This is a genomic window from Pseudomonas sp. PvP025, from assembly GCF_017832155.1.
Taxonomy (GTDB): Bacteria; Pseudomonadota; Gammaproteobacteria; order Pseudomonadales; family Pseudomonadaceae; genus Aquipseudomonas.
In genome coordinates, this window is the sequence record NZ_JAFIBJ010000001.1 from 4,288,342 (window position 1) to 4,314,477 (window position 26,136).

21 protein-coding genes and 1 pseudogene are annotated in these 26,136 nt (G+C 55.3%); 6 read left to right on the forward strand and 16 right to left on the reverse strand.

The genetic code is table 11. From position 1 onward, the window contains the following. Positions 1-24: 24 nt before the first annotated feature. From JOE32_RS18700 to rfbB, 7 genes are read right to left on the reverse strand one after another with little or no spacing between them, the layout of a single operon-like run. Entirely contained in the window at positions 25-480 is a 456-nt protein-coding gene (locus tag JOE32_RS18700) for a thioesterase domain-containing protein (protein WP_209987324.1), read from the reverse strand. A 26-nt stretch (positions 481-506) separates the two neighbouring features. Continuing rightward, complete coding sequence (locus JOE32_RS18705; RefSeq protein ID WP_209987328.1) at positions 507-1,892, reverse strand: sigma-54 dependent transcriptional regulator; 1,386 nt, start codon at positions 1,890-1,892, stop codon at positions 507-509. Further along, positions 1,889-3,697 carry an ATP-binding protein gene (locus tag JOE32_RS18710; protein ID WP_209987331.1) on the reverse strand — a complete coding sequence of 603 codons (1,809 nt, stop codon included), beginning with the start codon at positions 3,695-3,697 and terminating at the stop codon, positions 1,889-1,891. Before JOE32_RS18710 ends, JOE32_RS18705 begins: the two co-directional genes overlap by 4 nt. Positions 3,698-3,733: 36 nt before the next feature. Beyond that, positions 3,734-4,615, reverse strand: coding sequence for a dTDP-4-dehydrorhamnose reductase (gene rfbD, locus JOE32_RS18715; protein WP_209987334.1), 882 nt, complete (start codon positions 4,613-4,615; stop codon positions 3,734-3,736). Continuing rightward, positions 4,612-5,157, reverse strand: a complete 546-nt coding sequence (gene rfbC, locus JOE32_RS18720; RefSeq protein WP_209987337.1) for a dTDP-4-dehydrorhamnose 3,5-epimerase — start codon at positions 5,155-5,157, stop codon at positions 4,612-4,614. Before rfbC ends, rfbD begins: the two co-directional genes overlap by 4 nt. Further along, positions 5,154-6,029, reverse strand: coding sequence for a glucose-1-phosphate thymidylyltransferase RfbA (gene rfbA, locus JOE32_RS18725; RefSeq protein ID WP_209987340.1), 876 nt, complete (start codon positions 6,027-6,029; stop codon positions 5,154-5,156). The genes rfbC and rfbA overlap by 4 nt, the downstream gene beginning before the upstream one ends. After that, complete coding sequence (rfbB, locus tag JOE32_RS18730) at positions 6,026-7,108, reverse strand: dTDP-glucose 4,6-dehydratase (RefSeq protein WP_209987342.1); 1,083 nt, start codon at positions 7,106-7,108, stop codon at positions 6,026-6,028. Before rfbB ends, rfbA begins: the two co-directional genes overlap by 4 nt. A 290-nt stretch (positions 7,109-7,398) precedes the next feature. On the opposite strand from rfbB, the gene aguA reads away from it, so the two are divergent. The 3 genes from aguA (at position 7,399) to JOE32_RS18745 (ending at position 10,631) form a co-directional block, all read left to right on the forward strand. Beyond that, positions 7,399-8,505, forward strand: a complete 1,107-nt coding sequence (aguA, locus tag JOE32_RS18735; protein ID WP_209987346.1) for an agmatine deiminase — start codon at positions 7,399-7,401, stop codon at positions 8,503-8,505. A gap of 234 nt (positions 8,506-8,739) precedes the next feature. After that, positions 8,740-8,943: a hypothetical protein gene (locus JOE32_RS18740; protein ID WP_209987349.1), complete on the forward strand. Its 204-nt coding sequence runs from the start codon at positions 8,740-8,742 to the stop codon at positions 8,941-8,943. Positions 8,944-9,329: 386 nt separating this feature from the next. Continuing rightward, a complete protein-coding gene (locus JOE32_RS18745; RefSeq protein ID WP_209987352.1) occupies positions 9,330-10,631 on the forward strand; it encodes an OprD family porin in 1,302 nt (433 codons plus the stop codon). 143 nt (positions 10,632-10,774) lie between these two features. On the opposite strand, the gene JOE32_RS18750 is transcribed toward JOE32_RS18745, so the two are convergent. Continuing rightward, positions 10,775-11,119 (reverse strand): hypothetical protein, encoded by a 345-nt coding sequence (locus tag JOE32_RS18750; protein WP_209987355.1) that lies wholly within the window; start codon positions 11,117-11,119, stop codon positions 10,775-10,777. A gap of 346 nt (positions 11,120-11,465) precedes the next feature. On the opposite strand from JOE32_RS18750, the gene JOE32_RS18755 reads away from it, so the two are divergent. From JOE32_RS18755 to JOE32_RS18765, 3 genes are all read left to right on the forward strand, one after another. Beyond that, positions 11,466-12,095, forward strand: a complete 630-nt coding sequence (locus JOE32_RS18755; protein WP_307497353.1) for a tyrosine-type recombinase/integrase — start codon at positions 11,466-11,468, stop codon at positions 12,093-12,095. Further along, a complete protein-coding gene (locus JOE32_RS18760) occupies positions 12,092-12,616 on the forward strand; it encodes a hypothetical protein (RefSeq protein ID WP_209987358.1) in 525 nt (174 codons plus the stop codon). Before JOE32_RS18755 ends, JOE32_RS18760 begins: the two co-directional genes overlap by 4 nt. A gap of 1,190 nt (positions 12,617-13,806) precedes the next feature. Beyond that, complete coding sequence (locus JOE32_RS18765) at positions 13,807-14,409, forward strand: hypothetical protein (protein ID WP_209987361.1); 603 nt, start codon at positions 13,807-13,809, stop codon at positions 14,407-14,409. Between the two features lie 306 nt (positions 14,410-14,715). Here JOE32_RS18765 and JOE32_RS18770 read toward each other — a convergent pair whose 3' ends face one another. From JOE32_RS18770 to JOE32_RS18805, 8 genes and pseudogenes are all read right to left on the reverse strand, one after another. Further along, the gene (locus JOE32_RS18770) at positions 14,716-16,959 is read right to left on the reverse strand and encodes an alpha-ketoglutarate-dependent dioxygenase AlkB (protein WP_209987364.1); all 2,244 of its coding nucleotides are present in this window, start codon (positions 16,957-16,959) and stop codon (positions 14,716-14,718) included. Then, the gene (locus JOE32_RS18775; RefSeq protein ID WP_209987367.1) at positions 16,956-17,897 is read right to left on the reverse strand and encodes a hypothetical protein; all 942 of its coding nucleotides are present in this window, start codon (positions 17,895-17,897) and stop codon (positions 16,956-16,958) included. The genes JOE32_RS18770 and JOE32_RS18775 overlap by 4 nt, the downstream gene beginning before the upstream one ends. 164 nt (positions 17,898-18,061) lie before the next feature. Further along, positions 18,062-18,892 (reverse strand): small ribosomal subunit Rsm22 family protein, encoded by an 831-nt coding sequence (locus JOE32_RS18780; protein ID WP_209987370.1) that lies wholly within the window; start codon positions 18,890-18,892, stop codon positions 18,062-18,064. A gap of 26 nt (positions 18,893-18,918) precedes the next feature. Beyond that, positions 18,919-19,416, reverse strand: coding sequence for a hypothetical protein (locus tag JOE32_RS18785; RefSeq protein WP_209987372.1), 498 nt, complete (start codon positions 19,414-19,416; stop codon positions 18,919-18,921). Positions 19,417-19,830: 414 nt separating this feature from the next. Continuing rightward, positions 19,831-20,106, reverse strand: a complete 276-nt coding sequence (locus JOE32_RS18790; protein ID WP_209987375.1) for a hypothetical protein — start codon at positions 20,104-20,106, stop codon at positions 19,831-19,833. Continuing rightward, positions 20,103-21,084, reverse strand: a pseudogene (locus JOE32_RS18795) (integrase domain-containing protein). The gene JOE32_RS18790 and the pseudogene JOE32_RS18795 overlap by 4 nt, the downstream one beginning before the upstream one ends. A gap of 900 nt (positions 21,085-21,984) precedes the next feature. Continuing rightward, on the reverse strand, positions 21,985-23,277 hold the full coding sequence (locus tag JOE32_RS18800; protein WP_209987380.1) for an integrase arm-type DNA-binding domain-containing protein: 1,293 nt from the start codon (positions 23,275-23,277) through the stop codon (positions 21,985-21,987). A gap of 424 nt (positions 23,278-23,701) precedes the next feature. Continuing rightward, a complete protein-coding gene (locus JOE32_RS18805; RefSeq protein ID WP_058422630.1) occupies positions 23,702-26,074 on the reverse strand; it encodes a DEAD/DEAH box helicase family protein in 2,373 nt (790 codons plus the stop codon). Between the last annotated feature and the right edge of the window lie 62 nt (positions 26,075-26,136).

Sequence of the window (26,136 nt, forward strand, 5' to 3'; positions counted from 1 at the left end):
CACATTTGCTTTGTGTAATAACGACTAGCGGTGCAGGACGTATTGGCCGGTAAAAGTCACTGCGCGGTCTTCGCTGCCCTCATTCACAATCCATGTGTCCAGCGTCAACCGCGCCCGGCCATGGCGTTTGTAGGTCGCCACGAAACGCTTCCACACCTTCTCCTCCGGCGCCGCGCAAATCACCGTGGCACCCTGCGTCACCGGCAACGGATAACTGATCTGTCCTTCCTGAATCACGATGTGCCCGTCTTCAATGCCGTGTTCGCGCAGTCTCAGGTGCAACCAACCCCAGCCTGCCAGGACGGCGCCGCAGTAGAGGCTGCCGCCAAACATGGTGCTCTTGTGGTTGATATTGGCTGGCAAGGGAAGATGCAGTTGCAGCTGGTGGTGTTGCCAGTCGAGCACCTTGAGCCCCATTTCCCGAGTGAGGGGGATGTCGTGATGAAGGATGGATTCCAGGTAACGGCTGTCGCGGCTCATGGCAGTCTCTTGGCAGGTGGACGGGGTCATTCGTCGTCAGTGCTGTGGCTGGCGCTGTCGGCGAAGTTCAGGCCGTGCTTGCGCAGTTTGTCGTGCAAGGTCTTGCGCGGTACGCCCAACGCTTCGGCAAGGCTGCGCAGGGAGCTGTGAGGGCGGGTGAGTTCGGCGGCGATCAGGCTTTTTTCGAACTGCTCGACCTGTTCGCTCAAGCCGCCCGATGTGGACGTCAGCACGCTGGCGCCAGGATTGCCCGGCGTGCTGTCCAGCGCCAGTTCCAGGCCCAGGGCGAAGCGCTCGGCGGCGTTCTGCAGTTCGCGCACGTTGCCTGGCCAGCTATGGCGCAACAGCAACGCGCGTTGGCCCGGTTGCAGTTCGTGCAGCGGCAGGCCATGGCGGCTGCTGGCCTCGTCGGCAAAGTGCTGGAACAGCATCAACGCATCCTCACCGCGCTCGCGCAGCGGCGGAATGCGCAGCGGCGCGACGTTGAGGCGGTAATACAAGTCGGCCCGAAAGCGCCCCTGGTCGGCGGCCTGGCGCAGGTCTTCCTTGGTGGCCGCGATGATGCGGATGTCCAGCGGGATCAACTGGTTGCCGCCCAGGCGCTCGACCACGCGCTCCTGCAACAGGCGCAGCAGCTTGACCTGCACATCCAGGCTCATGCTTTCGATTTCATCCAGAAACAGCGTGCCGCCGTTGGCGAACTCGAACTTGCCGATCCGACGTTTCTGCGCGCCAGTGAACGCGCCCGGTTCGTGGCCGAACAGTTCGCTTTCGACCACCGATTCGGCCAGTGCCCCGGCGTTGATCGCCACGAACGGCCCGCTGCGCCGGCTCGACAGATCATGCAGCGCACGCGCCACAACCTCCTTGCCGGCGCCGGTTTCGCCGAGGATCAACACGTCGGCACGGGTCGCGGCCAGGGCACCGATCTGTTCGCGCAGGCGCAGCATCTGCGGCGAATGGCCGACCAGGCGCGTGCTCAACTGCTGACGGTCACTGAGGGCCAGGCGCAGGCTGCGGTTGTCCAGCACCAGCCGGCGCAGGGCCAGGGCGCGGCGCACACTGTCGAGCAGGGCGTCGCTGGCGAAGGGCTTCTCGAGGAAGTCATAGGCGCCGGCGCGCATGGCCTGCACCGCCAGCGGCACGTCGCCGTGGCCGGTGATCAGCAGCACCGGCAGGTCCGGGTCCTGGCCGTGCAATTCGGCGAGCAGCTCCAGGCCATCCATGCCGGGCATGCGGATATCGCTGACCACCACGCCTGGCCAATCGCGGGACAGGCGCGCGGTGAGGCCATTGGCTTCGCCCAGGGGCAGGACGTTCAACCCGGCCAGGTCCAGGGTCTGGCACAGGGCCTGACGCAAGTGTGGATCGTCGTCGATCAACACCACCTGGATCTGGTTATCGATACTCATACACTGCGGTCCTCGGACGGTTGCAGACTCACGCCCGGCGAGCCGGCGCGCAATTTCAGGGTTAACAGCGCGCCGCCTTCCCTGTGGTTGGCGAACAGCAGTTCGCCGCCAAAGGCACGCATCAAGGTTTCGCAGATCGCCAGGCCCAGGCCGAGTCCTTGAGTACGCGTCTTGGTGGTATAGAACGGCTCACTGGCGCGGCCCAGGGCTTCCATGCAAAAGCCCGGGCCGTTGTCGCGGATGTACAGGTTGACGCCTTGCGCAGTGGTTTCGGCACTCAGCCACAGTTTGCGCGGCGGGCCTTTTTCGGTGAGGGCGTCGAGGGCATTGGCCAGCAGGTTGCCCAGCACCTGGCGCAAGCGGGTTTCGCCGGCCTGCACCCACAAGGTGGCTTCCGGCAGGTCGCGGATCAGCTCCACCTCCATCGACCGACGCCGCTTGGCCAGCAACGCCAACGCGTCGTCGAGCGCCGGCTGCAGCGCCACGCTCTCCGGCGCGTGACGGTCGCGACGGGCGAACGCGCGCAAGTGGGCGATGATCGAGGCCATGCGCCCGGTCAGTTCGCTGATCAGCTTGAGGTTGCCACGGGCATCGCTGGTGCGTTCATGATCAAGCAGGATTTCGGCGTTTTCCGCGTAGCTGCGAATCGCCGCCAGGGGCTGATTGAGTTCATGGCTGATACTCGCCGACATGGTGCCCAGTGCCGAGAGCTTGCCGGCCTGCACCAGGTCATCCTGGGCGCGCACCAGTTCCTGCTGGGCGTGTTCGCGTTCCAGCACCTCCTGTTTGAGGCGCCGGTTGAGGCCTTCAAGGTCGCTGGTACGCTCGACCACGCGCATTTCCAGCTCGCGGCGCGCCTTCGCTTCGAAGGCGATGCGCTCCAGATAATGGCGACGGCGCTGCATCAGCAGCCCAAGCAGCAGCATCAGCACCAGCAGCGTGGCACCGCCGACTGCCACCACGGTGCGTACCGGGCGGTTGATCAAGGATTGTGGCGCGAGGATTTCCACGTTCCAGCCGGTCTCGGCGATGGCCGTGGACTGACGCAGCCAGGCCGTATTGCTGAGGCTCAGCGGCTGCGGGTCGCGAGTGGGGTAGGGCTGAATGGCACTGATGGCCTGGCGCTCTTCGGCGCTCAGGGGCCGCGTGGCGCGAAAGCGCCATTGCGGGCGCGACGTGAGGATCACCACGCCATTGTGGTCGGTCACCAGCAGTTGTTCCGGAGTGTTGCCCCACAGGCTTTCGGTGTGGTCCAGGTCGACCTTGACCACCAGCACGCCAATGATTTTGTCGTGGTCGCGCACGGCGGCGGCGAAGAAGTAGCCGCGCTTGGCCGAGGTGGTGCCCAGGCCGAAGAAGCGTCCCAGGTGCCCGGCCATGGCCTCACTGAAATACGGGCGGAACGAGAAGTTGCGTCCGACGAAACTGTCCTGTTTGTCCCAGTTGGACGCGGCGAGCGTCTTGCCGGACGTGTCCATCAGGTACATCACTTCTGCCCCGGCCTGGGCGGCGATGTCCTTGAGCAGCAGGTTGGCGCCGACCAGGTTGGTGCTGACCTGCGGCGCCTCCAACGCGGTACGCAAGGCTGGCAAGTCGCCGAGGATCTGCGGCAGCACCTCGTAGCGATGCAGCGTACCGAGCAGGTTGGCGACGTAGAGGTCGAGGGTCTGACGGTTCTGCCCGGCCAGTTCGTTGCGGTAATAACGCTCGGCGAGGTGCTCCAGCGGCCACAACAGCGGTGCCAGGCACAACGCCAGCAGCGCCAGGCTGCGCCAGCGGGGTCTTCGCGGAAGGGGTGGAGTCATGGGGACCGTGCGCCTGTGGGTACAGGCGCATTATGCCTAGTGCTGACCGGCAAGACACTCGCGCAATGCATCCTGCCACTGCGGTTGGCTGACCTGCCACTGTTGCTGCAGACGGCTGCAATCCAGGCGCGAGTTCAACGGGCGCCTGGCGGGCGTCGGGTAGGCGCTGGAGGGAATCCCTTCCAGTTCGGCGCAGGGTTTGCCGGCGGCCTGCAACTGCTCGCCAATGGCCTGGGCAAAGCCGAACCACGATGTTTCGCCCTGTGCCGTCAGGTGATACACGCCCCAATCGCCCGCCTGGCCGGCCTGCCAGCGCTCGACTAGCATGCGGGTGCTGTTGGCGATGGTCCCGGCCCAGGTCGGCGCGCCGATCTGGTCGGCGACGATGCGCATGTGCGGTTTCTCTTGCAGCAGCCGCTGCATGGTCAGCAGGAAGTTTTTACCGGTGGTGGAATAAACCCAGCTGGTACGCAGCACCAGGTACTCACCGCCCACGGCCGCGATTGCCTGCTCTCCAGCCAATTTGCTCTGGCCGTAGACACCCAGCGGGTTGGTCGCGTCCGCCTCGGTGTAGGGCGCAGGCTTGCTGCCGTCGAACACGTAGTCAGTGGAGTAGTGAATCAGCGGGATGCCCAGCGCCTTGGCTTCCTCGGCAAGCACACCGGGCGCGATGGCATTGATGGCAAAGGCCGCATCCGGCTCGCTTTCAGCCTGATCGACGGCCGTGTGTGCGGCTGCGTTGATAATCAGGTTGGGGCGGTGGGCGCGGACTTGCTGGCGGATCTGGTCAGCGTTAGCCAGGTCCAACTGATCGCGGCCCAACACGATGAGTTCGCCCAGGCCCCCCAACTGCTGTTGCAGCGCCTGGGTAACCTGGCCATGCTGGCCGGTGATCAGAATTTTGAGAGCGCCGCTCATGGGAACACGTCCGCGTCTTTAAGGCTTGTACCGTTTTGGTCTTTGCTGGACAAGGTCGGTGCACCGCTCATTTGCCAGTCGATGCCCAGCTCGGCGTCGTCCCAGCGAATGCAGCGTTCTGCCGACGGAGTGTAGTAGTCCGTAGTTTTGTACAGAAACTCCGCGTAGTCGCTGAGAACCACAAAGCCATGGGCGAACCCTGGTGGAATCCACAGTTGTCGGCTGTTGTCGGCTGATAACCGCACACTGGCCCACTTGCCGAAATTGGGCGAGCTGCGACGGATATCCACTGCCACATCCAGCACTTCGCCCGCCGTCACGCGCACCAGTTTCCCCTGGGCATGTTCGATCTGATAGTGCAGACCGCGCAACACGCCTTTTTGCGAGCGCGAGTGGTTGTCCTGCACAAATTGCTGTTCCAGTCCTGCGACTTGAGCGAAGTCGCGCGCATTGAAACTTTCGTAAAAGAAACCGCGCTCATCGCCAAAAACCTTGGGCTCGATGATCAATACACCCGGCAGCTCAGTAGCGGTCACATTCATTCATTGTCCCCGGCGAGTTTGTACAAGTATTGACCATAGCCGGTTTTGCCAAAATATTTTGCGCGCTCAAGCAAATAGTCACGATTGATCCAGCCATTTTCGTAGGCGATTTCTTCGAGGCACGCCACTTTTAGGCCCTGACGGTGCTCGATGGTCTGCACGTACGTCGAGGCTTCAAGCAGGCTGTCGTGGGTGCCGGTGTCCAGCCAGGCAAAGCCACGGCCAAAGCGCTCAACATGCAGATCGCCACGCTTGAGGTAAGCGTTGTTGACGTCGGTGATTTCCAGCTCTCCACGTGGAGAAAGCTCGACAGCCTTGGCGATCTCGATCACGTCGTTGTCATAGAAATACAGGCCAGTCACCGCGTAAGACGACTTGGGTTTGGCCGGTTTCTCTTCGATGGACAGGGCGCGGCCTTCCTTGTCGAAGTCGATCACGCCGAAACGCTCCGGGTCCTTGACCCAATAGCCGAACACGGTAGCGCCGGACGGACGCTCGGCAGCCGCACGCAGTTGCTCACCGAAATGCTGGCCGTGGAAGATGTTGTCGCCCAGGATCAGGCAAACCGGGTCTTTGCCGATGAATTCTTCACCGATGATGAACGCCTGAGCCAAACCGTCCGGTTTGGGCTGTTCGGCGTAGGTGAAGCGCACGCCAAACTGGCTGCCATCGCCCAGCAGGTTGCGGTATTGCGGCAAATCGACCGGCGTTGAGATGATCAGAATGTCCTTGATCCCCGCCAGCATCAGCACCGAGATCGGGTAGTAGATCATCGGCTTGTCATACACCGGCAGCAGTTGCTTGGACACGCCAAGCGTGATCGGGTGCAAACGGGTGCCGGAGCCGCCGGCCAATACGATTCCCTTCATCATGCGATCAAATCCTTCACGTCGGTGTTGCCCAATCGTTCACCCTGATAACTGCCGTCCTGGACCCTGCGGCACCATTGCAGATTATCGAGGTACCACTGCACGGTTTTGCGCAGCCCTGTTTCAAAGGTTTCTTCCGGGGTCCAGCCCAGTTCACGTTCGATCTTGCCGGCGTCGATGGCGTAGCGCTGGTCGTGGCCGGGGCGATCCTTGACGAAGGTGATCAGGTCGGTGAATTGCTCTACGCCGGCCGGGCGCTGTGGCGCCAGTTCTTCGAGCAGGCCGCAGATGCCGCGAACCACGTCGATGTTCTTTTGCTCGTTGTGTCCGCCGATGTTGTAGGTCTCGCCTACCACGCCTTCGGTCACCACTTTGAGCAGCGCGCGTGCGTGATCTTCGACGAACAGCCAGTCGCGAACCTGCAACCCGTCGCCATACACCGGCAATGGCTTGCCTGCGAGGGCGTTGAGAATCACCAGCGGGATCAGTTTTTCGGGGAAGTGGAACGGCCCGTAGTTGTTCGAGCAGTTGGTCAGCAGCACCGGCAGGCCGTAGGTGCGCTGCCAGGCGCGAACCAGGTGGTCGGACGCGGCCTTGCTGGCCGAATAGGGCGAGCTTGGGGCGTAGGGCGTGGTTTCGGTGAACAGGTCGTCCACGCCGTGCAGGTCGCCATACACTTCATCGGTGGAAATGTGATGGAAACGGAACGCGCTCCTGGCAGGCTCCGCCAGCTTCTGCCAGTAGGCGCGGGTGGCTTCCAGCAGACTATAGGTGCCGACGATGTTGGTCTGGATGAAATCCGACGGGCCGTCAATCGAGCGGTCGACATGGGACTCGGCCGCCAGGTGCATGATGGCCTGCGGCTCGAAACGCGCCAGCACCGCGCTGACGGCGTCCTGATCGACGATATCGGCCTGCACGAACTCATAGCGGCTGTTGGAGGCGATGCTGGTCAGCGACTCCAGGTTGCCGGCGTAGGTGAGTTTGTCCAGGTTGAGCACTTCGTGCTCGGTGTGTTGAATCAGGTGACGAATCAGGGCGGAGCCAATAAAACCGGCGCCGCCGGTAACGAGAATGCGCATGTCGGGGGCCTTTTCCTTAGACGGACATTAAGCGGATGAAGCATAGCTTGAGTGGTGGCGTCAGGTGGCGCAAGCGTGACGTGCGCACAGGGGTTGCCTTACCCCCCTGAACAATGGCGATATACATGCCTGAAAATGCCGGGGTCGTCACAGTACTGCTTGCCACGTTGATCCCGATTGTTATCGGTTATTTTCCGTCATATTTTTCGTCTACCCTCTTTGATTTCTGTTAAAGCCGATTTTTATCCGTTATAAAGTCGGCCTTCACCCCATTCGGAGCCATGATTGCCATGACCACTTTGCACAGCACACCTCGCGCCGATGGCTTCCATATGCCCGCCGAATGGGCGCCACAGACCCAGACCTGGATGATCTGGCCCGAACGCCCGGACAACTGGCGCCTGGGTGGCAAGCCGGTGCAGGCGGCTCACGTGGCCGTGGCCAAGGCTATCGCACGGTTTGAGCCGGTGACGGTGGCCGTGTCTGCCGGCCAGTACGAAAACGCCCGCGCCCGCCTGGATGTGCCGAATATTCGTGTGGTGGAAATGTCCAGCGACGACGCCTGGGTTCGCGACACCGGCCCTACATTTGTCATTAATGACAGTGGCGAAGTGCGCGGCGTGAACTGGGATTTCAATGCTTGGGGCGGGTTTGACGGCGGTCTGTATGCGCCGTGGAACCGCGACGCGCAGGTGGGCGGCAAGATTCTCGAGATCGAGCGCATGTCCCGTTACCGCACCGAAGGCTTCGTGCTGGAAGGCGGCTCCATTCACGTCGACGGCGAAGGCACGCTGATTACCACCGAAGAATGCCTGCTGAACCGCAATCGCAATCCGCACCTCGACCGCGCGGCGATCGAGGCGGTGCTCAGCGATCACCTGGCTGTGGACAAGATCATCTGGCTGCCGGACGGCCTGTTCAACGACGAAACCGACGGCCATGTGGATAACTTTTGCTGCTACGTACGCCCAGGTGAAGTGTTGCTGGCCTGGACCGATGACCCGCAAGACCCCAACTACGCACGCTGCCATGCCGCCATGGATGTGCTGCAAAGCAGCACTGACGCCAAGGGCCGCGCGTTTATCGTGCACAAAATGCCGATTCCGGGGCCGCTGTATGCCACCGAGGACGAGTGCGCCGGCGTGGATCCGGTGGATGGCAGCCAGGAACGCAACCCGAGCGTGCGATTGGCCGGCTCCTACGTGAACTTCCTGATCGTCAACGGCGGCATCATCGCCCCCAGCTTCGACGACCCGCTGGACAGCCAGGCCAGGGACATTCTTCAGGGCCTGTTCCCGCAGCACGAAGTAGTGATGGTGCCGGGGCGCGAACTGTTACTGGGCGGCGGTAATATCCACTGTCTGACCCAACAGCAACCGGCTCCGCACAAAAACTGAGTGCAGTTGTAACAGCGTTGCGAGTAGTGGCTTGAGGCCATGTTTTCGCAGCGTTTCAGCAAGCCCGCGACCTGGCAGGGTCGCGGGCTTTTCTGTGTCTGGATGCCTACGCGCCGGGGACATTGGCATAGCTCTTGTATCGCGGTTGTAACGGTGGCTCAAGGTGGATGACGGTGCTGTTCTGTCATAAACCTTGAGTAAGTTAGCCGCTCACGCAGTAGGGAGAGCGTAGAAATGAATGCCGAGAGCAATTCGATCAAGACGTTTACGCATCACCCGGCGCGGGTGAATAGCGATGCAATTCATGCGCTGGCACAGTGGTTGAAGGCAAACGACTCGCGCCAGCCCGACCTGCGTAGCCTGATGAATGACCGCTACCCGGCGGGGCTATTCAGCGAGGACGAGATGAAGGCGCTGTGCGAGCTGGCACGTAACTGAAGAAAACACCAGGATCAAAAAAATGTGGGAGGGGGCTTGCTCCCGATTGCGGTGGCTCAGTTGGCTTGTTTGTAACTGACGCCCCGCTATCGGGAGCAAGCCCTTCTCAGATTTGACTGGTGGTGGCTCAAGGAGCGCAGTCCGCGGTTTAGAATCTTTTCGTCTGAACTCAGAACATTCACGAAATTGACACAAAGTTCAACGCGCGACTAGGATTGCGCCCAACGCCTGTGGCTAACCGCCATGACTCATCCAATAAAAAAAGGCCCGCGGCAGTTCAGTCGTCCGCGGGCCTTCTTTTTTTTGGAACAAAGTCGACACCAGAAAAAGCGATACGGGGCCTGGTGTCACAGCGCGTACTCAAACGGTAATAAGGAATATAAAAAATGTTGAAGCAACGGATGAGTCTGATCGCTCTGGGGATTTTGAGCGCATCGGCAGCCATGGCAAACGACCAGGAGCAATCCAAGGGTTTTGTCGAAGACAGCCACCTGAACATCGCCGCACGTAACGCCTACATCAGCCGTGACTATAAAAACGGCAAGCAGGACAAAGCCGAATGGGGCCAGGGCTTTATCGGCAAGCTGGAATCGGGCTTCACCCAAGGCACCGTGGGTGTGGGGGTGGACGTGATCGGCCAGTACGCCATTCGTCTGGATGGCGGTAAAGGTCGCGCCGGCGCCGGCGGTATCGACTTCTTCAAACAGGGTAACGGCACCACCGATAACCCGGGCTCCGCACCCCACGACCTGGCCAAGGGCGGCGCGGCGGTGAAATTCCGTGTGTCCAACACCGTGCTCAAGTACGGGGACCAGTTCCCGGCCGTGCCGGTATTGCAGTACGACAATTCGCGCCTGTTGTCGGAAACCTACACCGGTACCTCGATCGTTTCCAAAGAAATTGCCGGCCTGCAACTGGACGCCGGTCACTTCACCAAGGAAGCGCGCAAGAGTGCCGAAGGCACCGACAGCGGCCGCCTCAAGAACATCGACTACATCGGTGGCAGCTACAAATTCACCGAAAGCCTGTCGGCCGCGCTGTATGCGTCCCACATGCAGGACGTGCTGAAGAAGCAATACGTCAACGTCAACTACGTGCTGGCCCTGCCAGAGAAGCAGTCGCTGACCTTTGACTTCAACGGCTACAAAACCAAGCTGGACCGCAGCTTCGCCCTGGAAAACCAGAAAGACGCTGACGCCCGCGACAACAAGATCTGGAGCCTGGGCGCGACCTGGGCCGTTGGCGCGCACAGCTTCACCGTCGCTCACCAGCGCAGCACCGGCGACACCGGCTACCTGTACGGCGGTTATCGCAACGCAGGCGGCATCGGCGATGGCGGCAACACCATCCTGCTGGCCAACTCCTACTGGTCCGACTTCAACGGCAAGGACGAGCGCTCGTGGCAAGTCGGCTACGGTATCGACTTCACCACCTTTGGTGTACCGGGCCTGACCTACAACGTTGCCTACGTGCGCGGTACCAACATCGACGACGGCACTGGCCGTGGCGATGGCACCGAGCGTGAGATCTGGAACCAGTTCAAGTACGTGGTCCAGAGCGGCCCGGCCAAAGACCTCAGCCTGCGTGCGCGTGCGTCCTGGTTGCGGGTGTCGAACAACGCCGATCAGTACAACGTGGGCGGTAATGAAATCCGGTTGTTTGCTGATTACCCGATCAATGTTTTCTGATTGATTGGGCGTAGTGCTTGATTCAAGGCGATAAAAACCCCCGACTGGTTCGGGGTTTTTTATGGCTGTTGTCTGCACGCTGGGGCGGTTTGCTGATTACCCGGTGTGAAAGCGTAATTTCTGGCTCGTGCCCCGACGTGGGGTTATGCGGACATCTTCGAAACATGCTTAAGCGCGAAGAAGATGACTATCGCTGGGCTCACTATGGTCATGACCGTCCATATTCCCATCGCAATCATCACTGTCTGATTGAGTAGAAAAAAACCTGTGTAGGTATAGACGGCCCACTTTTTCATTTTCCATAGGCCAATAAAACACGCAAGTCCAACGACAGAACAGAAGCCCAGGTAGGGTGCAAACCATGGGCCGATCTGTTGGGTAACGTTCGAAAAAATAAGAGCGATTGAGATAAGTACGCTCAGCATTCCCAGTACGCAGATAATCGTAATGGATATTGGACGCTTTGCGTTTTCGGGGGGTTGATTCATGGTTTGGTTTGCCTGAGTTAATGGTGTGCCGATTGTGTTAAGGGCGCGCGGTGTTTAATGAGTATTCTGTTGAGTCTAAGAGGCGTGAGTTTAGTTCAACGTGGCGTCTTTGTGCTGATGTTGGAGTCTCGGTGATCATTTAATTTATTAGGAGTAATCGTTCTGAAATTACCGGGTTTAAAAAATGGATGCTAAAAAGTGATGCCATTATCCTTGCGCCGCCGATTTAACGACCAGCCACTTCACCACCTACCGGGCTGAACGTCTTGCTGGGAAGTTCTGCGGAGTCTCCATCGGTAGTGGTCGCAAGAAGGGCGAGGACGCCAAGCCAGTCAGCGCAAACACCGTGAATCATGAACTGGCCTATCTACGAGCGCTGTTCAACGAGTTGGAACGCTTGGGCGAGTGGGAGGGGGACAATCCCGTCGGCAAGGTGCGGGCTCTGAAGTTTGATGAAACGGAGATGGCCTACCTTGAGGCGGAGCAGATCGGGCCGCTATTGGCCGACTTGGATGGGAGGGATATTGCGACGGGTGTTGTTGCCAGGATTTGTTTGGCGAGCGGCGCCCGGTGGTCTGAGGCTGAGGGGCTTACGAGGCGCCAGGTACGGGGCGGGCGTATCCATTTTGCGCGAACCAAGTCGTCGAAGAATCGTACGGTGCCGATTTCTGAGGATCTGCAAAAGCAGATCAAGGCGGCGCTGCCTTTCGGGGATTGCTACAAGAAGTTTGAGGCGTCGGTGGATGCGGTGAAGTTGGATCTGCCGGCAGGGCAGTTGACGCATGTGCTACGGCATACGTTTGCCAGCCATTACATGATGAATGGGGTCGACATTCTGACGTTGCAGCGGGTGCTGGGGCATGGATCGTTGGCTATGACGATGAAGTATGCGCATTTTAGTCCGGGGCATTTGGCGGAGGTGGTGTTGCTGAATCTTTTAGCGGCAGTTCAATTGACGAAGAAGGGCAAGCCATGACTGTTGGAATTGATTGGACCACGGTTTCTGTTGCATTGATTACGGCGGTATCTGCTGCTGGCGGACCGTTTTGGATCTGGCATCGTCAGGCGGCGAGAGAGCGTGAGAGCGTCCGTGCGGCGTTAATGGCGGAAGTAATGGCGTTAGTTGAACTGGTAGAGCTCCGTGGATATCTTGAAGGTTTGAGAGAAGCCCAGGCTTATCTATCGCCACCTGACGGAGCCTCAGTAACAGAAATCTTTGAGCCCAGGTTTTTAAAGTACTCCGTCAACATTCATGAGCACTACAACCGGGTGTATCAGGCAAACGTGACTCGGCTCGGTGGATTGTCGCCGAATGAAGCTAAACAGATTGTCCGTTTCTATCAATTGGCTGACAGCGTGAGATTAGATGTCACCATCGGCGGATCACTTTTCGAAGGGACTACAGATCCAGATAGTTTCTGCGAGGCAGCAGATCTGTTGGAGGCTGCGATGAAAATCGGCCATGAGCTGACCGATGAGGCAACCAAAAAGAAGTGAAGCTTGTGGAAATACGGACTGTGATCTTTTGAGTGTGGACGTTTTCCCAAAAAGTACAGTATGGATTTTCGGAGTTTTCCAAACCCCAGAAATCACAAAGCCCCGCATTGCGGGGCTTCGAGATATGGTGCCGGCACCAGACGAACGGTAGTGGCCGACGGGGCTAGGTTTTCTGCGGGTCTGGAATTCGGTAGAAAATTTGGCGTACCCAACTAGTAACTATAAACAAATCAGCTATTTATGGCGTTCGGTGGAATCGAACTCGGGATTTTTGAGATGTCAGCACGCTGTCGATCTGCAAGTAATTCAGAGCCGCATAGGGAATGGTAAACCTCCTGAGTTCGAACGTTGTCGATCATCCCCTCCGTAGAGAATAGGCAGGAGTCCGCCAAAAGCCGCCCGTGGCGACAGGCACGCAAACGGCCAGGAGCGGACATTCAAGGCGATCAAGAACAACTTGAACGGTTACGCCTCGATAACCATCTGCTCGAACTCACGCGCAAGTTTTTCAAACCGAGGGGAATAACAGGTACGGCAAAGGAACGGCATTCTTCGCCCCACGAACATTGACTTCAGGCCATTGCATTTCTCGTAACGCAGGTGAGTGTTGACCTAAGCAGTCAAAGGTTCGACAAGCTGATCGTTCAAGCGACTCGCCAGAAATGCGGCCTGGGCTCGTTGAAACTGATTCGACAACCTCAAATGGCGAAGATGGGAGCATTGAGCGAGGCTGGTGATGTCATCTCTCTCAAGCTTCGTATTCACCAAAGAGAGTTTAGTGAGTTTGGAAATATGTGATACAGGCTCGATTGAGGTGAGCCTCAGAGGTGAGGAACCTCCCCCTAGGTACCCGGACAGATTAAATTCGACCAGCTCGCTTAAAGCCTCAATACCATCTAGTCGGCGTAACTTGGGGAATTCGAATATCTACAGATGCGTCAGACTGTACAGTTTAAAAACAGGCCCTAGCACCTCAATTTTCGTCGCCCATTCCAGCGTGAGTCGACGCGTATTAATGAGTGCATCGATCCCCTCAAGCGAGTGTAATGTACCGCCAAGGCCCGCTGACGCCTTTACGATTCAGCGCGATTTCCTACCTTCGTTCGAGCGTACGGTGCAGCACTATGGTGTTCAGCTTGACGTGTTTTATTACTCCGAAGCCTTGACGCTGAACAGCTGACGCTGTGTGCGTGCTGCATACTGATCCTCAGCATGCCAGTCGTTTTGATGTACTGGACTGGACCTTAAGCTCGTCCCTCAACCAATTTTTGGGTGGTAAAAATATGCAGGTTCTCGGCGTCATAGAAGAAGCTAAAACCAAGGTATTAAATGATGCTCAACGTTGTTTGGAGCGTGTCCAAGATATTGCAAAAATTACTTTCGGCACGTCCAGCGAAGCTGTTCGGATACTGCAGCGTCTTCGATCAGAAGTGTACGAGGACCTCAACCAAATTCAGCACGAACACTTAATCATTTGTGCAGCTGAGTGGCTCCTTTCATGGGGTATCTGCGATTTAGACACACAATGGTACTGGAACCCTCGTCAGACTGGTGATGCTACCGAGCCTGATCTGCATGGTATGCAGAATGAAGTAATCGTGGTGTCGGCTGAAATAACTACGTCTGCCAAGCCTGAAGGTTCTATCGATTCGCGCATGCGCAATACGCTTGCGAAGCTTTCCCAGCAAAGTGGCCAACTCTTCTACTTTGTTCAAACGGAGGCCATGGCTAATAGAGCAGAGACAAAGATTCTAAAGGCAGGCTGGAGCATCCAAGTCGCCCAGTTACCATGAGCGTTCACCCAATAATCAAGCCGACACAGCTTCACTACAAGGCTTACTTAATGCGCTGAATCGCTCCGGATTTTCTATACGCCTTCGAGCCTAAGTCGGACCTGTGAGGTTCGCAAGCACTTTCTCCAATGCAGGAATTGATCGTTATTTGTGCGCTGTAATCAACGTTTGTCAATAATGACTTGGATAAAAAACATCCCCGCCACGAGAATGGCTTACTTCAAAAATTGGTATCTGCACGGCCAGGGCTTCGCCACGCCCTCGTGCGTAACTACCTAAAAGGTGATGGCAGGAGCTCTCTACACTTTAAGCAGGAGTGTCTACCTTTCTAAAAGTGATGGATATACGGCGGTGTCTTATAATGCCCGCCTCTTTTAGGTGCTTTGGGATTTCGTGATACCAGGTGGTTCGAGACTCACCTGAAAGAACCGCTGCGCTTCTACGGGTTAAGATGATTTTATATTTTTCATCTAAATCACGTTCCAGCTTACGACTAAAAATCATTTCCCAGCTCTCTAGTAAGCTAATTGTTACGACTTCGCCTCTAAAACAAGGTAGGCAGTCAATATGCTTCGTTATACCTTGATTTCCGGAGTATTCATTCACAATTACTTGGTCGGGTAACTCTTTTACCAGCCCTCTCTCAAATAACATCCTGCCCAGGTTTGCGGCCCAACTCGGTAGAGGCCCAATATATGCTTTGGCGTCAACTTTCCTGGATTTGTAATCATAGCGCCATCCATAATGCTGAACTCGGCGACTCATTGTCGTGTCCCAGGGGGACGATTCAATTTTGGCAAGAAGTGAAGATTCTTGTTTTGGCGTTATGAAGTCGGGTATTAAAAGAAGTCCTTGTGGCGCAGAGCCAAAAGGTGATTTTGGTTGTAAAGAATCAAGTCGTTGAGGTAAGCGGGGGGCTGTATTGATTTGTATTGGTTTTTCAATTACCGATTTGGTGATGGATTGTGAGTAGATGTTTTCGAGCGGCGAGAGTCTTGGAAGGCGTGTCTGTATTGCTGATGTCGCAATCCAATTACGAAACCCTTCAATATCAAGGCGCTGAGATAGGCTTACAGGCGACTCCAAAGAGAGTTCGACGGTACCACTTATGCTAAGTCGAGTTTTTGACTCGTCTAGTTCCGCGCGTCCGGTTCCAATTAGATTATAAACTCCAACCTGCAAAGCTAATATCTGCTTAATGAATTCAGGGCAAAATGATTTCGCAACAGAAATTGCATTGTTCATATTTAGCTCATTACTCAGGTCTAGCTCGTACCAGCGACCTCTATTGCTTGGTTTGTACTCGGAAATTATTATTTCGCCTGCTTCCAACAAAATGGCGTCATGCTGCAGCGACCAGTTAACCATCGCTCTATTTTTCGCCGCCCACTCACTCGAGGATTTTTCATCCATGAGTTGCCAGGTGCGGAGAGCTAGAAGCCTACGGGCTTCTAAGGAGCCACGCAGATATCTTGGAAGTGAGCGAAAACCACAGAGATAGCCAGTTAAGATTGCGCCTGTCCACCAAGCCGCTGGTGGAATAGATGGCCAATCTTTCTTCCAATTTACATAGCGTCCTGGCTTTGGTCGAAGTAGTACTAATTGAAGGGCAAGCTCCAAAGGGTTATCCGTTATGCCTAGCTCTCGAATTGTACCGTTATCTTTTAGTAGGCTTTCCGTAGAAGCGATAAGCTTATCTAAGCGCTGATTATCTCCTCCCATGATGCGAGCCTGGGAGCAAATTGCGTTCAATAGTAGGCTTGGTCTCCATTCATTTCGAATGTCTAAGTGTGAAAACTCATGAACAATAGCTTTCCATAGTGGTGGGTCTTGATCCGCCAATTGCGCTTCATTTGGGCATAGGGCTGATCGTAACCAAGGTGCATTCACAAAGCTAGCGGCAGAACTTGCCTGTTTTTTTGTAAGTAGTTCACTTAATAATTGCAGCCATGGACCAATCGTAGGCACGCAATGAAGTGCCATGGCAGCAGCACCTCTGAGAGAGTTCCAATGTTTAGGGGATTTTTTCGCTCCAAAAGGAAAGATGTTTTTTGAAGGCATGGGAACATCAATTTTTTGGGCGGCTACAATGTCCATTGGTTGAACTGGTGGGTCGATGTCATCAAAGCTGTTGGCTTGGCCCAGTAAGTGCGCCCTTATATCACTGGAGGTAACTGAGAAACGCTCAACGGCGAAAAGAGGGAGAGGGCCGTTCCAAATCACAGCCTCATCAAAATCCGTTAGTTTACTGAAATAAGTACTTGCCCAGATACCGTTACGCCAAACGATGACGCTCAAGTCCGGAAGTTTTGTATGGTCGAACCAGACATTTACGGACATGAGTTTAGGTGAGATATGCGTTTCGCAGGGTTTTCTGATTCCCAGCAGAATGCACCCGGTTTCCCCAGGAAATAGCCATTCATCACTCAGGAACTGCAACCAGCTTCTATGATCCAGCTCTAAAACTAGATTCGGATGACCTTGAGGCCCATCCATATCCTGGGTTGGCTCTCTCAACAGGTCCAGCTGGGTTTCGATGCGTTTTTTCATCGATTAAGAATATGTTTAGGAGGTAGCGAGGTCAATTGGTGCGGCGTTAACCTATTCGGCCCATTGACTAAGATCAGGGTATCGCGCGCTCGAGCCATTAGCATGTATAGCCGCCTCGAGTCAAGTGGATTGTTGGTTGGCAGGGAGCGTGATAGGTCTTGCAAATATAGCGTGTCAAATTCTAGGCCGATTGCGGACTCCCCGGAAAGGATCGTGACCCCGTAATCCCGCATTTGAATAACTGATTCTGCTCCGGCATTTGCGTCGCTTGTATAGAAATCGACGCGAGTATTTCCTAGTCGGCTGCGTAACAGGCCTGCGAGCGTTTCGACATCTTGCTTGTAATAAACGATAACGCCAATGGCTTCTGCTCGGTTTTCTAAGCGCGCGGTAATAGCATTGGCAAGTGTTTCCCAGTCGGGCGTGCTCATCAGGTAAGGAATCTCGAAGCTACGGCCTCTCTTGGGCGTCGCTTGAGGAAGCGTCCTATCTACATGGAAGTGAGAAACTACTTCAGCAATTTCCTGCGTATTACGATGATTCACGGTAAGAGGATATATTTCTGTAAAGCCAGCGGTATGGAGATCTGCCACACGGCAGCCGATATTTGATGTGGATTGGTTTTCATCGGCGAATACAGAAACAGCCCTTGCTTTGAAGCGTGAGGCCCATATAATAAATTCAACTGGTAGGTTCTGTCCTTCGTCAATAATTAGATGATCAAGATCTGGCTGGATGTGTGCGGTTTCGTACTCGCTTAGGATCTGACCCCATTTGTAGTCAAATGGTTGCCATTGCGGAATCGGTTGGCGAAATCTATAAAAATAATCTTGTGAAATGAAGGTGTTCATTGTGGTCGAGGTGATTCTTGCACCGCCATTTTCTTGACCCAGTTTTTCTGCTGCAGACGCAAGTAGCCTATTTCGCGTGACAAGCACGACGCTACGTCTTAGAGTTGGCCCTGTCAAAAGTCGTGCTCGCCAAATAGCTATTGAGGTTTTGCCAGAGCCTGGGGGGCCTACTACGAGTATGGAGCTGTCTGGAGGGCAGTCAAGAATATCGCTCTGCTCAGGGATTAGATCGTTAAAACTTGGTAGCTTCATTATGAAAACTCAGTAATTGGAAGTGTCTTCGGTGCATGCCGTACAAAAAATGCGTAGTGGATATTGCGAGGCTTGTCCGTGTCAATGAAGCGTTCCTCTTCTTCTATCTCAACTTCGAAGCCTACAGACAACAGTTGTTTTTTAAATAGAGGGTACGCTTGGCGAGGGCCATCCTTTACTGAGTTTGTATAAAGTAGGAATGTTGGGCCAAGCCCAATGTCATTGCGTGCTTTATCTATTTCAGCAACTAGAGTGTTGACATTTATGCTTTTGCTCGCTAAAAGATAAGATAGTACGAATAGTGTGGTTTCAGTGGCGCGGCGTTGGCCGAACGAAATTGAGGCTATGTTTTGATAGAAGCTAATCTCAGTGCGATCACTGAATTGATTTTCTGCTCGAACAGCGTCTGAAAGCTCCGTTGCTAAAGCGCACATTGATGAAGAAAGGTCAACTCCATAGTATCTATAGTCGCTTCTTTTTCCTACGACGTTTGCTAGCGCCAGTCCTGCTGTAAAGGGGCCACATCCGATGTCAACGACAGTAGCACCTTGAAAATGTTTTGTGTTAGTCAGAAATTTGGTAAAAGCATGGATCAACTCATCGACATGTGCTTTCTGGTTAAATAGAGCGTACAGCATTACTCTATCTCTTGAGGAAATGTCGCCTATTGGCAGATCAAAATTTGCTTGACCACCACCAATGGCAGTGTTGAAGATCCAGCTACTTTCTTTTCCTAGTGGTTTATTATTAGTGGTGCGAGCATCCTGCTGAATTGGATTCACTATTAGCGCTGTTCTAAGTTTTTCTAGCCAAGGCATTCTGTTTATCAAGAGTTTTCTCCTTGTATATAGAGTTTTTATGTGTGGCGCTTTGAATCTGAATAGGTTGAAAATGTACTGTTGAGTGAGGCGTGAGTATTGTATTTGGAAGGAAGGGGGCGGGATAAAGTTTCCAGTCTAGGGCGCTGGAAGTGAACTTGTACTTTTGCAATATTCTGGTGCATTAAGCTTGATGTCTGCTTTTCTTGTGGTTTTATCAATGGCGAATTTATACAGTTAGCTATTGCGGCTGTGAAAGCTTGAGGTGCTAAGTTCGGAGCGAGTTTGTATGTATGCTTCGGCGTATTTGCATGGCGCGCCGCTGAATTTACAATATGATAAATAGCGAAAATTGTAGCGGGTCGTTTTTCTGTTAGGCGGAGACGCTTTAGAGCGCCAATCATCACCCTGGTGGTTACGTTGAGTATTTTCAAATTGTTAGCAATGCATGCGGTTTTTTTCGATTCCCGTAAGGCGTTAGGAGCACTCGTAGGATCGTCGAAGCCATTGCCTAGTGGTAACGATGTGGAAGTCATAAAGCATCCTTGCCTCATACCTATCTCTAGCTCGCGGGTGAATCCATTACATTTTTGGCTGTCAGCTGAGGCACCAAGAGCCGAAGGCATATTGATATCACGAAGCTAATCTGTAGAGCGAGGAATAATTGCTTTTGCTCGTTAAAAGCGGTTTCTTGTAAAATGCCGCACCCTGAATTGCCTCTGTTCTCCTAGATGCATTCGACCGGCTGCTTTTTGCCGATTTTGTTGAAAAGTCCGTTATGGTTTTCACGACAAAAAAGTACGCGTCTGAGATTAAAATCCTAATTTTGAGCAGAGGCTTTCAGGCTCATATTTCACGTAGCAGCGTGCAAAAATGGCGTTTCCATCGGTACTCGGGAGGTTTGGGTGGATCGACTTTCTCAACGGAATCGGCCGTTTTCTGACCTTCGTTTAGCGGTTGAACTGCCAGGGTTTTCCTAAGCGATGAGTGAGTAATTGCATGGTCAGCAAATAGTAATAATGCGTCGATTCAGTGTGCTGGTTTAGGTGGTGATTCAAAAACCACGCAAGGTGTTTTCTCTGCCAAGTCCATGGATTGTCCCGTTGCCAGCGATCAGTGATTGCTGCTTGGATGGCCTTCGCCTGACGCAGGTGGCGTTGGCGCGTGGTGTGCGATCCGGTCAGGGCGCCTGACAGGAATAGTTTCATATCGAATACCTTGCTCATACTCGACCACCAATGTAAGCGGCCACCACGACGATACGGCCGTGCCCCAGCTCATAGCTGATTTGTACTCGGGCGTCCTGATCCAGGCGCCGGTCGAGTTGATAGCGATGGCCACCATTGATGGGTGCGGGATGGTGGGTGATTTGCTCATAGCGTTCGCATGCAAAGGCCGCCCGTAGTTCATGAAAGCCTTTGAGGTTGTGCGTATGGAGAATCTCCCGTGCGGGGCGAACGAGCACCTGTTGGAAATCGCGGTAGCTTTCGTGTGGAGCTAACAGGTTGCGGCTACCGTTAGGCGAGACTTGAAGGGCGAATGCAAGTGCGCCGCGGATTTGATCGTTCACCGTGATCCAGCGAAGGGACCGACGCACCTGAGCGGCCACCTTTGGTGCCATTCTGGATGTTCATCTTGTCGTAGTGTTCGGCCTCACGTTTTAAACGCGGTAGGTCTGCCAATATGGCCTCGCTTAAGTGCATGCCGGTGGCTCGTGCCAACTGAGCGATCGCCGCCGCGCGCGGCATTTGGTGTTCGCAGAGCAAGTCGACGATCCGCTTCACCTGTTCGCGGTCTTGGCCTTGCGGCACTGAACGACGAACAGTGGTGTGCCGCATTCCCAGCGCCTCACTCGGGCTCGGCACTTTCACATACTGATCACCGCGAAGCGCAGCCATGGTTCGATTCGCACTGGACAACCGGTTTTGCGCAGTGGCGATAGCCAGCTCACCTTGTTCAACTTGTTGGCGCAGATGTCCGGTGTAGTCCAGCAAGGTTTGGCGATCTATCTGCCGCGCATCGTTAAACCCTGGTCCATCCTCCGACCGACACCAGCGCACAAACGCCTGCCACCGATCACTGTGTGCCTTGACCGTGCCGAAATGTCCGCCGCCAAATAGGTCTTTCAGCGCTTGCGGCCCCGCATAGCTCAATTGCCGGCCATAGCCAAAATTGCGCCCATCCCGTCTACCGACCAATTCCATGATCGAACTCCTCTCGAAGCCAAAACTTTTAAAACCTTCCTCACGTCATCCCGCCAATAATGTTGAGTGTTATCAGGGATCAAGGCCCCTGCGACCTGTGAGGGTTGTCCACTAACGCGGGACTGGCGGCTCCTTCCGACCGGGAATCGCATTCCGGGAGCTTGGGCATCTCATGATCTGGCCTCCTGAACACTTCCGAAGTAGTGGGCGGGTGGAGGCTGCATTGGCTGACGAGACCAATGCCGAGAGATCCTGAGTCGGGTGAAGGCAGTGAAGCGATGACCGGGGCATGCCTGACTGTCAGTCAGGTGCAGTCCATTCCGTGGGCTGCGGCACCATCATCTGCATCGCTGTTGCTGGTGACTTCGGTGTTTGTCACGCCGATTGTCACGAGGGGGAATGCCGCAAAGCCTTGTACGAGATGGGCTGCAGCAGCGGTAGGAGCGCCCGTCTCTTTCCGGGAGAAAGAGACGGGCGCAGGTTGGCGCAATGAAATGGCCAAGCGGATAGGTTGCTGCAGGGCAGATATGAAGGGGTATGAGTTGCCGCAGTGGGCACACTAGAAAAAGTAGGCATCCATCACATCGCTGTGACCGTGCGAGCCGCCGGACGCTAATCGCACTTTGGCGTAGCCTTAAAGGTTCTGGCTACCTGGGTTGCTGTCAAAGACAGCGCTTTGCCCGATCTTTTCTACGCCTGTGGATAATTCGGGTCAAGGCTCGAATTTTCGGGAGTTCTGCGGCTGTGGATGAAATTATCCACCGGTGGAAATCAGTGGTTTTCCACAGACAGTTGCGTGGGTTTTAGATTTTTTAAGTGAGGTCCATCCAAGCAGGGCGGCTTTGCAGCCCCGCTTGGATGGACCCGCGTGGAAGGGCGGACTGCGGCGATCTCATTGGCTTACCCGCGTTTGGATGCGCCACGGCTATTTTGTAGGGCGGTGATGTTGTTGCCGACTGGGTGAGCGAATTCGTGAGGCGTTACATGGCCGCTGCGATTGGCATCAATGTAGTTGCTCCACCACGCCATGATCAGCCGGCGCTGCTCCAGAAATTCAGCTTTGTGGATATACGCGGCGCGCACGCGGTTGCGTTCCTTGTGGCTCATTTGTCTTTCGATGGCTGCGTCGGTCCATAATCCGGACTCCAGCAGAGCACTACAGGCCATGGTCCTGAAGCCGTGGCCGCACACGTCCTTGCTGGTGTCATAGCCGACGTTGCGGAGCATGGTGTTCACCGTGTTCTCGGACATGGGCTTCCAGTACTTGTGGTCGCCCGGTAGCACCAACTCTGAAAAGCGACTGAGGCTGCGCAGGCGCTCCAGTATTTCGATGACCTGCGGCGATAGCGGAACCATTTGAATATCGCCGTTCATCTTGGTCCCGCGTGTGGAGTTGCGTACCCCTTCAATCGGTGCGCGGGTATCGGGGATTTCCCACATGGCGCGTTGGAGGTCGAACTCACTCCATCGAGCGAAGCGCAACTCGCTGGAGCGGACGAACACATGGAGAGTCAGCAGCACGGCAAGGCGCGTCAGCTCGCGGCCGTTGTAGTTGTCGATACGGTGTAGCAGTTCGGGTAGGCGGTTGAGGGAGAGGGCCGGGCGATGGACTGTGCGCAGCGCGTGAATCGAGCCTGCCAGATCCAGTGCAGGATTCATGGTGATCTGCCGAGCCCTTTTGGCCCCGCGCATGATGGTGGATAAGTAGTTCTGTACCCGTAACGCCACATCCATGGTGCCGCGTTCCTTGATGCGTTGGGTGATCTCTAACAGATCATGGGTATCGAGTTCAGCGATGGGGCGTTGGCCGATCAGCGGGAAGACGTGAGTACGCAGTCGGCTCGTCACGGTTTTTGCGTGTCCTTCGGTCCAGCGACGGGACATATCGGCGTGCCACTCCAGGGCAACGGTTTCGAAAAGCAGCGCCGCCCGCTGGGCTACGATCTTGGCCTTCTTCTTTTCTTCCATTGGGTCGAGGTTGTCGAGCAGCAACGCCTTGGCTTCGTCTCGCTTACGTCGTGCGACGGAAAGGGTAACGATGGGGTAATTGCCGATGATGAGCGTACCTTCCTTGCCGCTGGGCTTGGTGTACTTCAAGCGCCAGGTCTTCACGCCATTGGGTTTGACGAAAAGGTACATGCCGCCGCCGTCGAACAGTTTGTAGGCGCGTTCGCGGGTTTTGGCCGTGCGCATTGCAGGTCGCTGAGGGGGATCGCTAGACGTGGCATAGGGGTACGCGCTCCTGACCGGGAAATCGCAGTACCCCTAACATACCCTCGGGGAAGGGGGATTTTGTTGGATCCCGACAGAGGGTCCTGGAACGAAAAAACCCGCCAAAGGGCGGGTTTTCGGGGCTTCCAGAGCATTCAGTGGAATGCAATGGAGCCTAATGTGGTGCGGCACCAGGAGTCGAACGATCTAATAAGTTATTGAATTAGCTGATTAATACTTAAAGACCTGTGCAAGTCTACCTCTAAAACTACCTCAAGGTCCTCGTACGCCTGAGGATCTTGCTTGACGTGACTAACGGCGAAGGGCCGGAGTTGCCCCCACAGCGGCCGGCCATTCGTCTATGAGAGTTGGGCCGTTGATGTGTCAACTGTCAACCACGTTAGAGTTAGAGTAGGTCCATGGTGGCCATGGAATCAGCCATGCGGTAGCCCATCGCTTTGTAACCCGCCTGGCGCTTATCCCACATCCTCATCAGCGCGACATTACCCTCGTCAACGAAGTCGATCACTCGCACGTCGGCCTTATCGGCATGTGATCGATGCAACCGCCCCGCATATTGCTGAAGGATTCCCTTCCATGAGATGGGCATTGCCAGCACCAGCGTGTCCAACGGCGGATGATCGAAGCCTTCACCTACTAGTTTTCCTGTTGCCAACAGCACTCGTGGAGCATCAGGGGGAAGGGACTCAAGCTCATGCATACGGGAAATCCGCTGTTTCTTAGGCACTCGCCCATGAAGCGTGAAAAGGTTATGCACGCGCTGCTTCAATTCTAATTCAAGGGCATCCACATGTTCTGTTCGCTCCGTTAGCACTAGAATTTTTCTACCCTCGTTGTACGCCAGCTCAATCTCCGAGACGATTTTGGCTGTCCGCTCAGAGTCGTCCACTAGATGCCGAAAAACGTCCTGAATCCCAAAGCCGTCGGGGACCACTATTGGTTTGGACAGCAATCGAGGCACGACAGAGAGGTCATGGGGCGCACTCGCTGGTCGAGCAGCAGAATGTCGGATCGGTCCGCACTGCATGAAAATAATGGGCTGCTGCCCATCTCGGCGCACTGGGGTTGCCGTGAGTCCCAGCACGTACCGCGCGGTCGCGCTCCTCAGTAGTGCCTCGAATGACACCGCTGATAGGTGATGACACTCATCAACGATGATCTGGCCGTAGTTTTTTACCTGATCGCTGATTTCGCCTTTTCGCGATAAAGACTGCATGACGGCAATGTCGATGATGCCGGTAAGCTTCGCTTTTCCGCCCCCAAGAGTTCCAACGACACCATTCCCGACTCCCAAGAACACCTGCAAGCGCTCTTGCCACTGCCTTAACAGTTCCGTCCGATGCACAAGCACCAACGTGTTAATGCCACGTGCGGCAATCAACGCAGCAGCACTGACAGTTTTACCGAAAGCCGTCGGTGCGCAGAGGATACCAGTGTCATGACTTAGCATTGCGCTGACAGCCGCCTCTTGGTCAGAACGCAGGGTTCCGAGAAAACTCACGTCGATGGTGTCGCCCGCGAAGCGTTCGTCTTTAAGAATAGGGGTAACCCCGTTTTCCCCTAAAAGCTCCAGCGCAGCATCCAAACAGCCACGTGGTAACGCAATATGTTTGGGGAAGTTCTGGGCACAGCCGATAATCCTTGGCTTGTTCCACACTGACATGCGCATGGCCTGAGCTTTGTAGAACTCGGGATTTTGAAAGGCAGCGAGCCGGACAAGCTGGTTTGCCAATGGCTGTGGCAATTCCGACTTTTCAAAGTAAATTAAGTTAGCCAGCGTGATGTTGACAGCAGCAGGCAACGGGCATGTCAATTTACGTGATCTCGATTCACAATCTTTCCAAGGTTCTGCATCACCTTCGTCATCGACATAGGCGACCCCTAGAGGGTCCCGATTACCCATCGCCTGGATAATAACGGGCTGGATATCTTCTGGACTCATGCGCTGAATCGATGCCAGGAAGGCCCATTGATCAGGATGAGGCTCAAGCGTGTCGTCTACAAAAACGCTGTTGTTTTGGGCCCTGGCCCGCTTTTGCAAAGGGAGCGCGATGAGATTTCCGAAGCCGCCCTTAGGCATATAGTCCTGATTTGGAAACAGTCGATCATAGGAGCTGAGCGCCAACTGCCGAGTGCGCTCACAGGCATGACTGATGATTGCGGCACCGAGGCGGCGCGCATCGCAGGCAGGAACATTACGCTCAAAGAAAATCCAGCCATGAGCCCCTTGGCCTGAGCGCGATATTTCCAGCGCCACCGGGACGTTCAGCTCATGGCATGACTGCACAAAAGCTTTGGAATCATCACGCCATTCGGCCTCATCGAAGTCGACCGCCAAAAAATAACAAGTGTCATCAGAGAGTAGGGGGTAGATGCCAACGACCACTTCGCCCGCCAGATGGCGATAGACCACCTCATCGGTCAGCGGAAGCAGCTGGCGGTTACCGCAGTCGCCACATTTAATTCGGGGCTTCTCACAAACGCCAGGCCTCCATTCGTTTGCGCAAGCGGGTGCGTATCCTGATTTTCCTGCCTTGCTTTCCCAGCGGATGGGATAAACGTCCGTCCTACCACGAAACAAGCTTCGGAATAGGGCAAGCTTTCCATCAGTATCGAGTTGCTGTGATTGTTCTGCTCGGAGAATCGCTATCTTGACTGGCTCAGCAGGCGGGCGCCATTCGATGCCATGAGCATCCAGCAAGGCAACCAATCTTGCATTTTCAGCCCTTAGCTTCGCCACCAGACTAGTGTCTATCACCGCCTTCAGCCTCTACGTCTCAGGTGAAGCCTGTAGCCTCGAGCTACAACCCTCAGTCCATC